Origin of the sequence: Pseudomonas sp. A-RE-22 (assembly GCF_019956035.1) — a bacterium.
Taxonomy (GTDB): domain Bacteria; phylum Pseudomonadota; class Gammaproteobacteria; order Pseudomonadales; family Pseudomonadaceae; genus Aquipseudomonas; species Aquipseudomonas brassicacearum.
Genome location: NZ_JAHBCZ010000039.1, coordinates 19,441 through 32,144 on the forward strand (window position 1 = coordinate 19,441; position 12,704 = coordinate 32,144).

At 60.4% G+C, this 12,704-nt stretch carries 13 protein-coding genes; 9 read left to right on the plus strand and 4 right to left on the minus strand.

What is annotated here, in order from left to right:
* Nucleotides 1-40: 40 nt before the first annotated feature.
* Nucleotides 41-1,423 carry an XAC2610-related protein gene (locus KGA89_RS19395; RefSeq protein WP_223472308.1) on the minus strand — a complete coding sequence of 461 codons (1,383 nt, stop codon included), beginning with the start codon at nucleotides 1,421-1,423 and terminating at the stop codon, nucleotides 41-43.
* 155 nt (nucleotides 1,424-1,578) lie between these two features.
* On the opposite strand from KGA89_RS19395, the gene KGA89_RS19400 reads away from it, so the two are divergent.
* Both KGA89_RS19400 and KGA89_RS19405 read left to right on the plus strand, forming a co-directional pair.
* Nucleotides 1,579-2,208 carry a LysE family translocator gene (locus KGA89_RS19400; RefSeq protein WP_027913091.1) on the plus strand — a complete coding sequence of 210 codons (630 nt, stop codon included), beginning with the start codon at nucleotides 1,579-1,581 and terminating at the stop codon, nucleotides 2,206-2,208.
* Nucleotides 2,209-2,271: 63 nt separating this feature from the next.
* Nucleotides 2,272-2,952: a class I SAM-dependent methyltransferase gene (locus KGA89_RS19405; RefSeq protein WP_003201980.1), complete on the plus strand. Its 681-nt coding sequence runs from the start codon at nucleotides 2,272-2,274 to the stop codon at nucleotides 2,950-2,952.
* On the opposite strand, the gene KGA89_RS19410 is transcribed toward KGA89_RS19405, so the two are convergent.
* The 3 genes from KGA89_RS19410 to KGA89_RS19420 all read right to left on the minus strand — a co-directional run bounded on the left by KGA89_RS19410 (nucleotide 2,941) and on the right by KGA89_RS19420 (nucleotide 6,392).
* On the minus strand, nucleotides 2,941-3,513 hold the full coding sequence (locus KGA89_RS19410; RefSeq protein ID WP_027913092.1) for a phosphoglycerate mutase family protein: 573 nt from the start codon (nucleotides 3,511-3,513) through the stop codon (nucleotides 2,941-2,943). The two genes, KGA89_RS19405 and KGA89_RS19410, sit on opposite strands and share 12 nt — an antisense overlap.
* Before the next feature lie 237 nt (nucleotides 3,514-3,750).
* Entirely contained in the window at nucleotides 3,751-4,989 is a 1,239-nt protein-coding gene (locus KGA89_RS19415; RefSeq protein ID WP_028236860.1) for an OprD family porin, read from the minus strand.
* Nucleotides 4,990-5,108: 119 nt separating this feature from the next.
* The gene (locus KGA89_RS19420) at nucleotides 5,109-6,392 is read right to left on the minus strand and encodes an MFS transporter (RefSeq protein WP_003201986.1); all 1,284 of its coding nucleotides are present in this window, start codon (nucleotides 6,390-6,392) and stop codon (nucleotides 5,109-5,111) included.
* A 262-nt stretch (nucleotides 6,393-6,654) separates the two neighbouring features.
* On the opposite strand from KGA89_RS19420, the gene KGA89_RS19425 reads away from it, so the two are divergent.
* The 7 genes from KGA89_RS19425 (at nucleotide 6,655) to KGA89_RS19455 (ending at nucleotide 12,695) form a co-directional block, all read left to right on the plus strand.
* A complete protein-coding gene (locus KGA89_RS19425) occupies nucleotides 6,655-7,602 on the plus strand; it encodes a LysR family transcriptional regulator (protein ID WP_223472309.1) in 948 nt (315 codons plus the stop codon).
* Between the two features lie 92 nt (nucleotides 7,603-7,694).
* Nucleotides 7,695-8,486, plus strand: a complete 792-nt coding sequence (locus tag KGA89_RS19430; protein ID WP_223472310.1) for a putative hydro-lyase — start codon at nucleotides 7,695-7,697, stop codon at nucleotides 8,484-8,486.
* A gap of 40 nt (nucleotides 8,487-8,526) precedes the next feature.
* Nucleotides 8,527-9,066 carry a hypothetical protein gene (locus KGA89_RS19435; RefSeq protein ID WP_223472311.1) on the plus strand — a complete coding sequence of 180 codons (540 nt, stop codon included), beginning with the start codon at nucleotides 8,527-8,529 and terminating at the stop codon, nucleotides 9,064-9,066.
* Between the two features lie 195 nt (nucleotides 9,067-9,261).
* Nucleotides 9,262-10,182, plus strand: coding sequence for a LysR family transcriptional regulator (locus tag KGA89_RS19440; RefSeq protein ID WP_043042161.1), 921 nt, complete (start codon nucleotides 9,262-9,264; stop codon nucleotides 10,180-10,182).
* Nucleotides 10,183-10,476: 294 nt separating this feature from the next.
* Nucleotides 10,477-11,064 (plus strand): hypothetical protein, encoded by a 588-nt coding sequence (locus KGA89_RS19445; RefSeq protein WP_223472312.1) that lies wholly within the window; start codon nucleotides 10,477-10,479, stop codon nucleotides 11,062-11,064.
* The gene (locus KGA89_RS19450; protein ID WP_223472313.1) at nucleotides 11,061-11,957 is read left to right on the plus strand and encodes a fatty acid desaturase family protein; all 897 of its coding nucleotides are present in this window, start codon (nucleotides 11,061-11,063) and stop codon (nucleotides 11,955-11,957) included. The genes KGA89_RS19445 and KGA89_RS19450 overlap by 4 nt, the downstream gene beginning before the upstream one ends.
* 3 nt (nucleotides 11,958-11,960) lie before the next feature.
* Complete coding sequence (locus KGA89_RS19455; protein WP_003201999.1) at nucleotides 11,961-12,695, plus strand: metal-dependent hydrolase; 735 nt, start codon at nucleotides 11,961-11,963, stop codon at nucleotides 12,693-12,695.
* Nucleotides 12,696-12,704 lie beyond the last annotated feature (9 nt).

Below are 12,704 nucleotides of genomic sequence, written 5' to 3' on the forward strand. Positions count from 1 at the left end.
GCAGTGGCTGAGCCAGCCTTCATCCCCATTAATGTCCTGCTCAACGCTGCTTCAAATAAACCCCCGTCAACATATCCGGGGAATCTGGCGCAGCGTTGTAATTGATGACCGCAAAATTCTTCACAAGCTGTATGTGATATGGGCCATTTTTCTCGGAAGCTTGCGGCTCGCGCACGATGATCAGGTTGTCGCTTTCCATCGGTACGATGTGATGCTCGGTCACGCCGCCCTTCAAGGTCACGGTGAATTCGGTGACTTCTTTCCCGTTGGCGTCGCGGTCCGGCAGGATCTTCAAGTCCAGGTCCGCGTCGCGCCCCAGGGCGTCCTGGCGCATCTGGTAATGGCCGCTGCGCAGGTCACGGTCGACGTCGTCGATTTTGTCGCCATCCAATTCGCGCTCTTCATCGTGCAGCAGGATCGCCAACTTGCGGTCGTCGCCCTGAGTGCCGCTGACCCAGGTGCCGGTGTGATTGTAGGGTTCGACGTTTTCCCGGGAGATCCTCCAGGTACCCGTTTGACGACCGTCATCGGCATATTCGTGGAGGCTGATGAGGTCGTCGTCGGCGTCTTCCCGGGTTCCCAGCAGATTGATCGGTTCGCCACTGCCCGCCTGGGTATAGCGCACCTCGCCAATGATCACGACACCTTGCGCCTGGTACCAGAGTTCTACCGGGGTCTTGGCATCGAGGGTTCCGGCAAGAATCACCGGATCCTCCTTTTCCGGGCCTTCCAGGCTCGATTGTTCGCGCCACTGGCCATCTTTCAATTCGCCGGTGGTGCGTAGCGTGTAGCCGCTGGGCATGCTGGTATTTTCGCCTGGCTCGGTCGGCTGGATCTGCTCCTCGGTGTCCGAGTGAAGCAGGACCAATTCGTCGCCGCGCATTTTCCAGTGGGTGGCGCGAGTCCAGCAGCAGTCACGGTCGGTTTGCGAAAGCAGGACGCCGTCCAGCGGGCTGACGGCGAACATGCCTTTGCTGTCCTCCTTTGCCAGGCCCGTCAGCGCAGGGTTGAGGACCCACTGAGTTTTCTGCGGATCTTGCAGGTAGACGTCGAACGCCGGTTTGTAGCTCGCGTCGGGATCGTTGCCGTTACGAATCGCCAAGTCCAGGCGGCCATCGAAGTTGAAGTCGTCGAAGTACAACAGGCTCTGGGGGCCGAGTAGCCAGTTGTCGACTTTGCCGTTGCGGTCCACGGGCACATTGCCGGCGGGCGTCTGCAACTGCTGCAAGGCTTCGTGGGTGGCGTTGTCGCGAATGGTGATAAACGCGTGCGCCAGTTGATGCGGGTCTTCCGGCGGTTCCGGGAACAACACTTCGACCAGGTATTGGCCGCTGCGATCATTCACCGAAAACGCCCTTGGCTCGGCCATGACCGGGGCTACCAGCGTCATGGAAAGAAGCACACTGCTGACAAGCGAACGCATCCACCCACTTCCTTGCTGAAATTCGGGCCAGCAGTTTAGCGATTACCGTGATGCATCGCGAGAAACGACTGTTGCTATCAGATTGGCCCGGACTGTAACTGACGCCCTCCTCGTCATTCGCTTACTGTCGTGGCTCATCCCACGGAGTGATCCCCATGCCGGATACCGCCAATCTCTACCTGTTCGTGGTTGCTGTCGTGCTTCTGCTGATCGTCCCAGGGCCCAACATGGCCTTCGTCACCAGCCATGCGCTGGCCCACGGCTGGCGTGCCGGCGTTGCCGCCGCCCTTGGCATTTCCTTCTCGGACGTGCTCATGACGATGATGGTCAGTGCGGGCATTGGTGCGCTGGTGATGAGCTGGGCACCGGCGTTCGACATCCTGCGCCTGGCCGGGGCTGGTTATCTGCTGTGGCTTGCCTGGCAAGCACTGAGAACGCCAGCAGCGACTCAGGATAGCCAGCTCCAGTCGGCTTCGCTGTGGAAAATCTTCTGCCGCGGCGCCCTCAACAGCCTGTTGAATCCCAAGGCGCTGCTGTTCTTCATGGTGTTCCTGCCCCAGTTCGTCAACGTCAAGGTCGGCGGCGTGAGCCTGCAGTTGATCTTCCTGGGCGCGCTGCTGGCGCTGATTGCACTCATCTTCCATACGCTGCTGGGTGTTTGCGCCGCACAGCTCAGGGCGAAACTGGCAAGCGGCGGGATTTCAAGGCGCTTGGGCACGTATGGTTTTGCCGGGGTCATGGCAGCGCTGGCGGCACGCCTGTTGTTTCTTGACCGCCCGCTTTGAGCACTGGCTTCCCTGCGCCAGCGATTGGCCTATGCTTAGCCAATCCATTGCGGAGCTGGATCAATGTCATCCTCGGAAACCACCCTCCTTCAAAGCTGGCACCACAATGCCCAATCCTGGATCGAAGCCATCCGTACAGGTGCCATCGAAAGCCGGCTGACGGTCACGGACCAGGCCATGCTACTGGCGGTACAGAGCCGCCAGCCCGAGCGCGTGCTCGATCTGGGTTGCGGCGAAGGTTGGCTGTTGCGGGCGCTGGCTGAACGGGGCATCGAAGCGGTCGGTGTGGATGGCGACGCGACGCTGGTCGATGCGGCGCGGGCGGCGGGTTCCTCGCCAGTGCATCTGGCAAGCTATGACGCGCTGGTGGAGGCAAAGGTGGACGTCGGCAGCGGCTACGACCTGATCTGCGCCAATTTCGCCCTGTTGCACCAGGACATCATCCCATTGCTCGCCGCGATGAATGCCCTGCTCAGCCCAGGCGGTGCGCTGGTGGTTCAGACGCTGCATCCATGGACCGTGGCGGCAGGCGATTATCAGGACGGTTGGCGAGAAGAAACCTTCGATGGGTTCAAAGGCCAATGGCAACGTATGCCGTGGTACTTCCGCACCTTGTCCAGTTGGCTCAACGCCCTGGACATGGCCGGTTTCCGATTGGTGGTCCTGCAGGAACCGCAGCATCCACAAAGCCCGATGCCGCAGTCGTTACTGCTGGTGGCCGAGCAATCCCCGTCATGGCGTTAGCGACTCGACGGTAAAACACCCCGAGCGATACACCCTGCGCGCCTGCAGTCCGCGCTTTTGCAGGGTTTTCCTGACAGTTCTGAGAAACATGCCGTGGGAGATAACGATCGTGGTCTTTCCCGGTTCGCCGCAGCTGCTGTAAAGCTCATCGGCGACACCGAGCGCCCGCTGGTGTTCGGCTTTCCGGCTGGCGGCTCCCAGTGAAATCCCCAGCAACCACAGGATCCTGTGCAAGGCGAACCAATGCCTCACGCCCATTTTCAAGACGGGAATGCTGCTCAGCCGCAGGTCGTATTCACGTAGTCGAGCATCCTGTTGGATACGTGTGGCTTCGAATAGCCGGCATGCCGTCGCGTAGGCTCTGTTGACGGGCGAGGAAATGATGTTGGCTTCGGTCGCCAAAAGCACTTGGGACAAGTCCGGTTGGCTCAGGAATGCGGCAATTTCACCCTCATCGATGGACGAGGTCTGATTGTATTCATCCAGCAGCAGCTTGGCCGAATGCGCATTGCAGGGTTTGTAATCGATCAGCGGCGTGGCATGGCGTATCAGGTAAATCACAGCGACAGCTCCCTTGTATTGTCTTGAAAATCCCTTTCGAAGCGCACCTGTATACAGGCAACGACGCCATTCATCGAGTTTGATAATGTAGGAACCGTGTAGGAGCTGTCGAGTGCAACGAGGCTGCGATCTTTTCCCAGACACTTGAGTCTCAAGCGAAAGATCAAAAGATCGCAGGTTTCGCCAGCTTCTACAGAGTCCTGCGAGAGCAAGCTCTGGCCAGAAATTGCCGGGGGCTTACCAAAGCGCCATCGTGTAGCTGACAATCAACCGGTTCTCATCCAGGTCATTGCCAAAATTCGAGCGCACCGTCGCGTTGCGCCATTTCAAGCCCAGGCCCTTCAACGTTCCGTCCTGTACCACATAGGCGATATCCGTGTTGCGCTCCCATTCCTTGCCTTCGCCCGGTGCGCTGCGCTGGACGTTGTCGCCGGTGATGTAGCGGGTCATGAAGGTCAACCCGGGTACGCCAATGGCCGCAAAATTGTAGTCATAGCGCGCTTGCCAGGAACGCTCGTCGATGTTGGCGAAGTCGCCGATCTGCACGAAGTTGACCAGGTAGGGATCGCTGCGTCCGATGTACGGGAACGGATCGTCGCCGCTCATGCGCTGGTAGCCCAGGCCCAACGCATGGCCCGCCAGGCTGTAGGTGAACATGGCGCCGAAGGCCTGGTTGTCGAGTTCGCGAAAACTGCCGTCTTCGGTGCTGCGCGAATAGCGCACGTCACTCTTGAACGACTGGCCTGCGCCCAGGTCCAGGGTGTGGACGAAGCCGAGGTAGTTCTGCTGGTAGATGTCTTCCAACAGGCTATAGCGGTATTGCGCGCTGAGGTTCGGCAGGAACTGATAGTCCGCTCCGGCGAACTGGAACTTGTCGCTGCTGCCGCCGATGCGGTTGGCGGTCATGTCCTGGTAGTCGGTGGAGTCGACAAAATTGATCTGCGTGAGTTGCCCGGCGGTCAGCTTCAAGCGATCGATTTCCTGCACGCTCAGCAAGCCGCCCTTGAAGGTTCCTGGCAACAGGCGCGTGTCGTTGGAACTCACCGCAGGGTCCTTGATCTGCAACGTTCCCAGCTTCAAGGTGCTGTTGGACACACGGACTTTGGCGGTCAGGCCCAGTTCGCCATAGCGGTCTTGCGAACCACCAGACAAATCCGCTGGCAGCAGGTTGGTGCCCGCCGTACCGCCCCCGGAGTCCAGTTTGAAACCGGCCATGCCCAAGGCATCGAGGCCGAAACCCACGGTCCCGGCGGTGTATCCCGACTCCATCCGCAGCAGAAAGCCCTGCGCCCATTCTTCGGCCTTGTCCCGTGCCCCTTCCTGGCGAAAGTCACGGTTGAAGTAGAAGTTGCGGGCCTCCAGGCTGCCTTTGCTGTCGGCGATGAAGTCGGCCTGGGCGTTCGGCACGCCGATCAGGCTCAGGCCCAGCAACGTACCGGCGGGGGTATAAAACCAGGTGGATGTGAAATGCCCCATGTCATGCTCCTTTTTTATGGACGCGAGCGAACCCTCTCGGGGGCGTTGCAATCGCGTCCGATGGTTGTTGTTTTAAGGGGTGTAGCGGCGTCCGCGCTGTGCACGGACGTCACAGGTAGTCAGGACTCGAGTTGTCTGCCGCGGGTTTCCGGCAGGCTCAACGCCGCCAGGATCACCACGCCATAGGCGCCAGCGGCGAATACGCCGATCCCGGTGCCGATGGGCAAGGTGTTGCTCAACGCGCCGATGAACAAAGGGAACAGCGCCGCGATGGAACGCCCGGCGTTGTAGCAGAATCCCTGCCCCGACCCGCGCATGCGGGTGGGAAACAGCTCGGTCAGGAATGCGCCCATGCCGGCGAAGATGCCCGAGGCGAAGAAGCCCAGTGGAAAGCCCAGCCAGAGCATCCAGGTGTTATCGATGGGCAACTGGGTGTAGGCCAGGACGATTGCCATTGAGCCGACGGCGAACAGGATGAAGTTCTTCTTGCGGCCGATGGCATCGGTCAGCAATGCACTGGTCACGTAGCCGATGTAGGAACCGACGATGACCATCGCCAGGTAGCCGCCAGTACCGAGCACACTAAGGCCGCGTTCGGTTTTCAGGTACGTCGGCAACCAAGTGGTAATGGCGTAGTAGCCACCCAGCGCGCCGGTGGTCAACAGCGAGGCGCGCAACGTGGTGCTGAGCATCCGTGGGGCAAATATCTCGAAGAATGCCCAGCGAGAGCCCAGTTCCGGCTTGGCCTGACGCTCCCGCATCGCATGTTCGAAGGTATCCGACTCCTTGACCAGTCGACGGATCACCAGCACAAACAACGCCGGCACCAGGCCGATCATGAACAACGCCCGCCAGGCGTCTTCCGGCGGCAGGAAACTGAACAGCCCGGCATACAACAGCGCCGTCACTCCCCAGCCCAGCGCCCATCCGGCCTGCACCATGCCCACTGCTTTGCCACGGTCCTTGGAGCGGATCACCTCGCCAATCAATACCGCCCCTGCGGTCCATTCACCGCCGAAGCCAAAGCCCATCAAGGTCCGGGCCACCAGCAATTGCTCGTAGTTCTGCGCCAGCCCACACAGGAAGGTGAAGAATGCGAACCACAGGACCGTCAATTGCAGGGTCCGTACCCGGCCGATGCGGTCGGACAGGATCCCGGCGATCCAACCGCCGGCCGCCGAGGCCAGCAGCGTGCAGGTGCCGATCAAGCCGGCGTCGCCCTTGGAAATCCCCCAGGTCGCGATCAGGGTCGGGATGACGAAACTCAGCATCTGCGTATCCATGCCGTCCAGGGCATAGCCGATCTTGCAGCTCCAGAATGTACGTTTTTCATTTTTCGACAGGGGGCCGTACCAACTGAACGGGCCCGTGCGCCCTGTCCCGGTGGTTACGCAGTCAGTCATGGTCTTTTCCATGGAAGGTTCCTGCGGCAGCAAGCGAAGATGACGGACACGCCTCGTTATTTTTTTGTGAAGGCGTTGTCGTTGGGGATGCGGACGCAGTGGCTGCGTCGTGGAGCGGATTCTTGGTGGCGAATCGGCACAGCGTCAAACGGGAAAAACAACAGATGGGACATAAGAAAATTTGATGCCCCAACGGCCCGATCTGGAGTAACAATTGCAAAACAATTGCAACATAAGAACCACACGCCCCCAGAGAGCCTTCATGAACCTCAAATTCCTCGAAACCTTTGTCTGGGTCGCCCGGCTACAGAGTTTCAGCCTCACCGCCGAGAAGATGTTCAGCACCCAGGCGGCGATCTCCAGCCGGATCGCTTCGCTGGAAGAGGAGTTGGGCCTGCGCCTGTTCGTACGGGATTCACGCGGGGTTTCGCTGACACCCGAAGGCCTCAAGGTGCTCGACTACGCCGAACAGATGCTCGAAGTGCAGCGGGCGTTGAAGCAGTCACTGGACACCAGCAGCCCGCAACAAGGCCTGGTGCGCATCGGCGTGATGGATACGGTGATCCACACCTGGCTCAGCCCGTTGATGTCGATGCTGATGCAAGCCTTCCCCGCCGTGGAAATCGAAATCACCGCCGATGCCGCGCGCAATCTCTGCGAGCAATTGCAGAAAGGCTACCTGGACATCGTGTTCCAGACCGATCTGGTCCGCCACGAAAGCGTGCGCAACCTGGAACTGGGGCACTATCCCATGCACTGGATCGCCGCCAGCCAGTCGATCTATGCCCGCCCCTATGCGTCGCTGGTGGAGATGGCCGGTGAGCGCATCATCACCTTCGTCAAGCATTCGCGACCGCATCAGGATGTGCTCAACCTGTTGTACGCCCATGGCGTGAGTGCGCCGCGGGTCAGTTGCGTCAACTCGGTATCGGCCATGACCCGGCTGATTCGTGACGGATTCGGCATCGGCGCCCTACCCGCCGCGCTGGTGGCCAAGCCCCTGGCCAGCGGCGAATTGATCCAGCTCGAACCCGGCACCGCCCTGCCCCAACTCGACGTCGTCGCCTCGTGGCGTGCTGGTGTCGGCCTGGAACTGATCGAGAACATCGTCCAGATGAGTCGCGAGGTGGTCAGCCAATACGCCGTTGATGTCGGGCCGCTACGCATGGTGGCGGCCCCCGGCCTGAACAGCCAACCTCCTCTTGAATAACTTTTAGTTGTCACGGGGTAGCAATATTCCTTGTTGGACGTCATCGCCACGGTGTTCTCAAAGTAGCGAACGAACGCTTGGAGAGCCCCGTAATGACGTCCTTCGAACAACTGCAGCAATGCACGCCCCTGGCCCTGCGCCAAAGCATCGCCGCCGGCCAATACCAGGGCCATACCAGCGGCCTGGGCCAGGGCCGCGTACAAGCCAATATCGTGATCCTGCCCGGCGACTGGGCCAATGAATTCCTGCGCTACTGCACCCTCAATCGCCAGGCCTGTCCGGTGCTTGATGTGACCGAGCCAGGCGATCCGTTCTTGCGCAACCTGGGCGCCGCCATCGATATCCGCCACGAGGTGCCTCAATACCGGGTCTACCGCCACGGCGAGTTGAGCGAAGCGCCGCTGGACATCGAACACCTGTGGCAGGACGACCTGGTGGCCTTCGCCCTCGGTTGCTCGTTCTCGTTCGAACAACCGCTGCTGGAGGCCGGCATCCGTTTGCGGCACATTGAGTTGGGGCGCAATGTCGCGATGTTCCAGACCAACATCGACACACGCCCCACCGCCCGCCTGTCTGGCAAAATGGTGGTGACCATGCGGCCGATGAAAGCCACCGCAGCGATCCAGGCGATCCAGATTACCGGGCGCATGCCCAACGTTCACGGCGCCCCGGTGCACATCGGCGATCCGTCACTGATCGGCATTCAATCCCTGGACTCGCCGGATTACGGCGATGCCGTGCCGGTGGAAGCGGACGAGATCCCGGTATTCTGGGCCTGTGGCGTAACGCCTCAATCGGTGGTCCAGGCCTCACGTCCACCGTTGTGCATCACCCATGCCCCGGGCTGCATGCTGGTGACGGACTTATGGAACAGTGATCTGTAAACCTCGGACGAGACTGTTTTTCAACTTGAAGGGACCCACGATGAACACTGCTCAGCGATCGATCCAACAGTACATCAGCGCCAAGGACGGCAACCGCCCTCACCTGCTGGACCAGGCCTTTACGCCGACTGCTATTCTGCACATGGTGGTGCGCACCGGCTCCATCACGTTTCCCGACCACGTCGAAGGCCGGACCGCCATTGGCGACGTGCTGGTCAGTCGCTTTGGCCAGACCTTCGAAAACGTCTACACGTTCTGCCTGGCCGCCCCGCCACCGGCAAACGCCGAGGCGTTCCAGTGCAAATGGCTGGTGGCGATGTCCGACAAGAACAGTGGCGAGGCACGCGTCGGTTGTGGCCTGTATGACTGGCAGTTCGATCCGGCGTCGAGCCTGGCCGAGCGACTGACCATCACCATCGAACACATGAAGACCCTGCCGACGACCGATCTGCCTATGATCATGGCCTGGGCATCGCGGCTGGAGTATCCATGGTGCCGGCCTGAGGCGGTTATCGATAACGTGCCGGATCTGGACGAGTTGCAAGAAGTAGTTCTGTACATGGCTAATGCCGAGCAGTGAAGAATATGAAGCTTGCCTAGCCACTGTGCGAAGGACTTTTCTGTGGGAGCAAGGCTTGCCCGCGATGCAGGCGCCTCGGTCCCAGGGAGAGCGCATTGACCTCATCGCGGGCAAGCCTTGCTCCCACAGGGTGTGGAGACACTCCCCGCGCCACAGTTTCTATGCTCCCATGACTGCGCCAAGGAATCGCCCCAAATGAACATCAAGTTTCTCGAAACCTTCGTCTGGGTCGCCCGCCTGAAGAGCTTTCGCCTCACCGCGGAAAAGCTGTTCACCACCCAGGCGTCCATTTCCAGTCGGATCGCCGCCCTGGAGGACGAAATGGGTGTGCGCCTGTTCGTGCGCGATTCCAAAGGTGTGTCGCTGACCTCCGAAGGCCAGCGCGTGCTGGAGTACGCCGAGCGCATCATGGACACCATGCAAAGCATGAAAGCCGTGATCAAGGATCCGCGCCAGGTGCGCGGCCGGATTCGCATCGGTGCGATGGATACGGTGATCCACACCTGGCTCAGCCCCTTGGTGACACGCCTGATGGAATGTTACCCGGCCCTGGAAATCGAACTCTCGGCCGACACCGCGAGCAACCTGTGCTCGCAACTGGAAAAAGGCTACCAGGACATCATTTTCCAGACCGACATCCTGCGCCTGGACAGCGTGCGCAACGCGCTGCTGACCCGTTACCCGATGCACTGGGTGGTGCGCACCGGCTCCGCCTATGACCGGTCCTATGCATCGCTGGAGGACTTGTCCCAGGAACGCATCGTGACGTTCTCGCGCAACTCACGGCCCCACCAGGACATCCTCAACCTGCTGCACTCGGCCAACATCGTCTCGCCACGCATCAACTGCGTGAACTCGGCCTCGGCCATTACCCGCCTGGTTCGCGACGGCTTTGGCATTGGCGCCATGCCCGCGGCGCTGGTCGTCGGCGAACTGGCCCAAGGCACATTGACGTTGGTGGACGGTGTGCCGCTGCCATCGGTCATGGACATCGTGGCCAGTTGGCGGACCGGCGCGGGAATGGAACGGGTGGAAGACATCGTCAGCCTGACCCGCGAAGTGGTCAGCGAATTCGTCGCACAATTACCGGCCGGGTACCGACTCGATATGAATTAAGCCGCACATTCATTTCGTCATCAGATATTCACACCGGTGACATACCGTGGGCACCGATTGATCCCGTCCCTCGATCGGTGAGCCATCTGCCTGATGCAAGCATTCCTGAAAAAAACAACGCCCAACGCGCCGACTACAACGACGAATCATCGGGAACACAGGCATGACGCGCAGAACAGCGACAGATCCCGTGAAGGTGAGATCTGTGTTCGGTTCCTGTCGTGTGCAGACATCCCCTCGTTGCTTGAGCTCGAGCAAAAGAAATGGACGGACGATCAGCGGGCCGATGCCGCCATGCTGGCCTCGCGAATCGCTGCATTCCCTGCCCTGAGTGTCGGTGCGTTTTGCACACGCAGCGGCACCGCGCATGCATCGCTGTTCATGAAACCGACCCGGCACGATCATATTCGCCAATGCCCGACCTGGGCAGACTGCGCGAGGAAACAGCAGGGTGACGAAGCGGCCGGAACGGATGCGTTGTTTGGCATCAGCCTGAGCAGCGTCGACCCGAAAGCGGCCAATGCGATTTTCGAGTTCTTCTGGCCCTACGCGCTGAAACAAGGCTGGTCGGTCATCTACCTGGGATCCCCTGTCCCGGGCCTAAGGGATTGGCGCTCGAAAAACCCGGGTATCACGCTGGCGCACTACATCCTGAGTAAACGCCAAGGGCTGCCGTTGGACCCACAGTTGCGGTATTACTTCAAAAAAGGCTTTCGCAAGATTGTCGCCATCAAAGACAACTACTTCCCCCATGAACCTTCGCTGGATGTTGGCGTGCTGATCCAAGGCAAAGTGCCGCTGTCGGGCCTTTCGTTCATCTGGAAGAGAGTTCCGTTGCCCTGGTTGCAACGCATGAAAAAACTGGTCTTCGTGTGCCTGTGAACACCTCCCAGGCTGTAGACGTTGCGCGCGCAGTGGCTTTTCCTTCATCGAGCAGCAATCTTCCCAGCTACCTATTCATGATGCTGTGTGTCCTGAATAGCACCGCGATTGCCTGGCTGGCGACGCACGAGGCATTCGTATGGCTGGCTGTCGCGCCACTGATCGTGCTCCAGGCAATCCTGATGATCGGTGTCCAGGAGATCAAGCATCAAGGCGTGCATCGCCGGTTCCTCGTGGGCACACGGCTCAATGACGCAGTGGGTGTGTTCGCGGCGGGCATTTTTGCGGCCAACTTCGTGGGCTACCGCTACTTCCACCTCGAACACCACCGCAAGACCTGCCAGGCCGATGATCCCGAAGGCTTGATGTACGAACAGACCTGGCCGACCCGCTGGATCAGCCTGCTGGGCGCCGCAGAGCAACTCTGGGTGGCGATCTCCACCAACAGGATCTCCCGCCGCTACTTGCCGCCACACGCGGTCTGGCGCTGGCGCTGGAACAACGCCTTGATCGTCGTTTTTGCCGGTGCGCTGGCGTTCGGTCTCTATGAGGTGCCTCGCCTGGTCGTCTGCGTCTATCTGCTCCCGTATTGCCTGTTTGCCTGGATGGATTTCTGGCTGACGCAGGCCGAGCACTATGGCGTACGGATCTCGGCCCAAGGCCCGCGCCGCGCGCCCTGTGAGATCACCACAGACGTGCGCCTGCCAAAGGCCCTCTCCTGGCTGATCCTGCATCGCTCGCTGCATCGCACCCACCATCATGCGCCGGCAACCCGCTGGTTCCACGCGTACGCGCAATCGACGGTGCTTGCCAAAGACAAGCCCGGTGGCATGACAGACCTGCCCGCGTTCGTTGCGACATGGATGCGACTCGGCCCCCGACTCTGGAAATAAGCCATGAAAAACAACTGCGAGCCCTTCTGGAACGACACACCGATCAGGACCTACCTGTTCGATGCCTTTTCGGTGCTGCTTCCTGCCGGCGAACAATTCGTGATTTCTGTGGTGGAATCATCCGCTCTGCAGTTGCCGCCAACCTCGACACTGGCTGACCAGTCGCGCGACTTCGTGGCCGAGGAGCGCGCCCACCAGCGAGCCCATCGTCTCTACAACCAACAACTGGAAAAGCAGGGTTTTGAAGTCAAGAAATACGAACGCGAGATCGAAAAGGACCTCGATGCCCTGCGCGCCAAACTGTCACTCCATGCGCAGCTGTCCCTGGCCGCGGCGTTCGAGCATGTGACGGCCGTCACCTCGCGGATCGCTTTGCGCAGCGGCGGGCTGCTTTCTACCAGCGCCTCCCCGCAAACACGCCTGTGGCGCTGGCACTGCGCCGAAGAAGTGGCTCATCAGCACGTCACCACCGATCTGCTCCAGGCGTTGGGTGTTCCCTATTGGCAGCGGATTTTCTATTTTTTGGCCGCATCGGCGCTGATGACCTTCGATGTCCTGCGGCATCTGCACGGTTTTGCTCGCCTGGACGTTGCCCGCGGCCGCGTCAGCACCCGGCAACTGGGACGGGCCACGGGGCGCCTGCTGCTGCGCGATGGCGCGAACCTGGCGCTGCTGGCAGCCGGATGGGCTGCCTACTTTCTTCCGCTGAAAACGAATGCGGTGGCGGACTGTAAGTGAACTGCAACA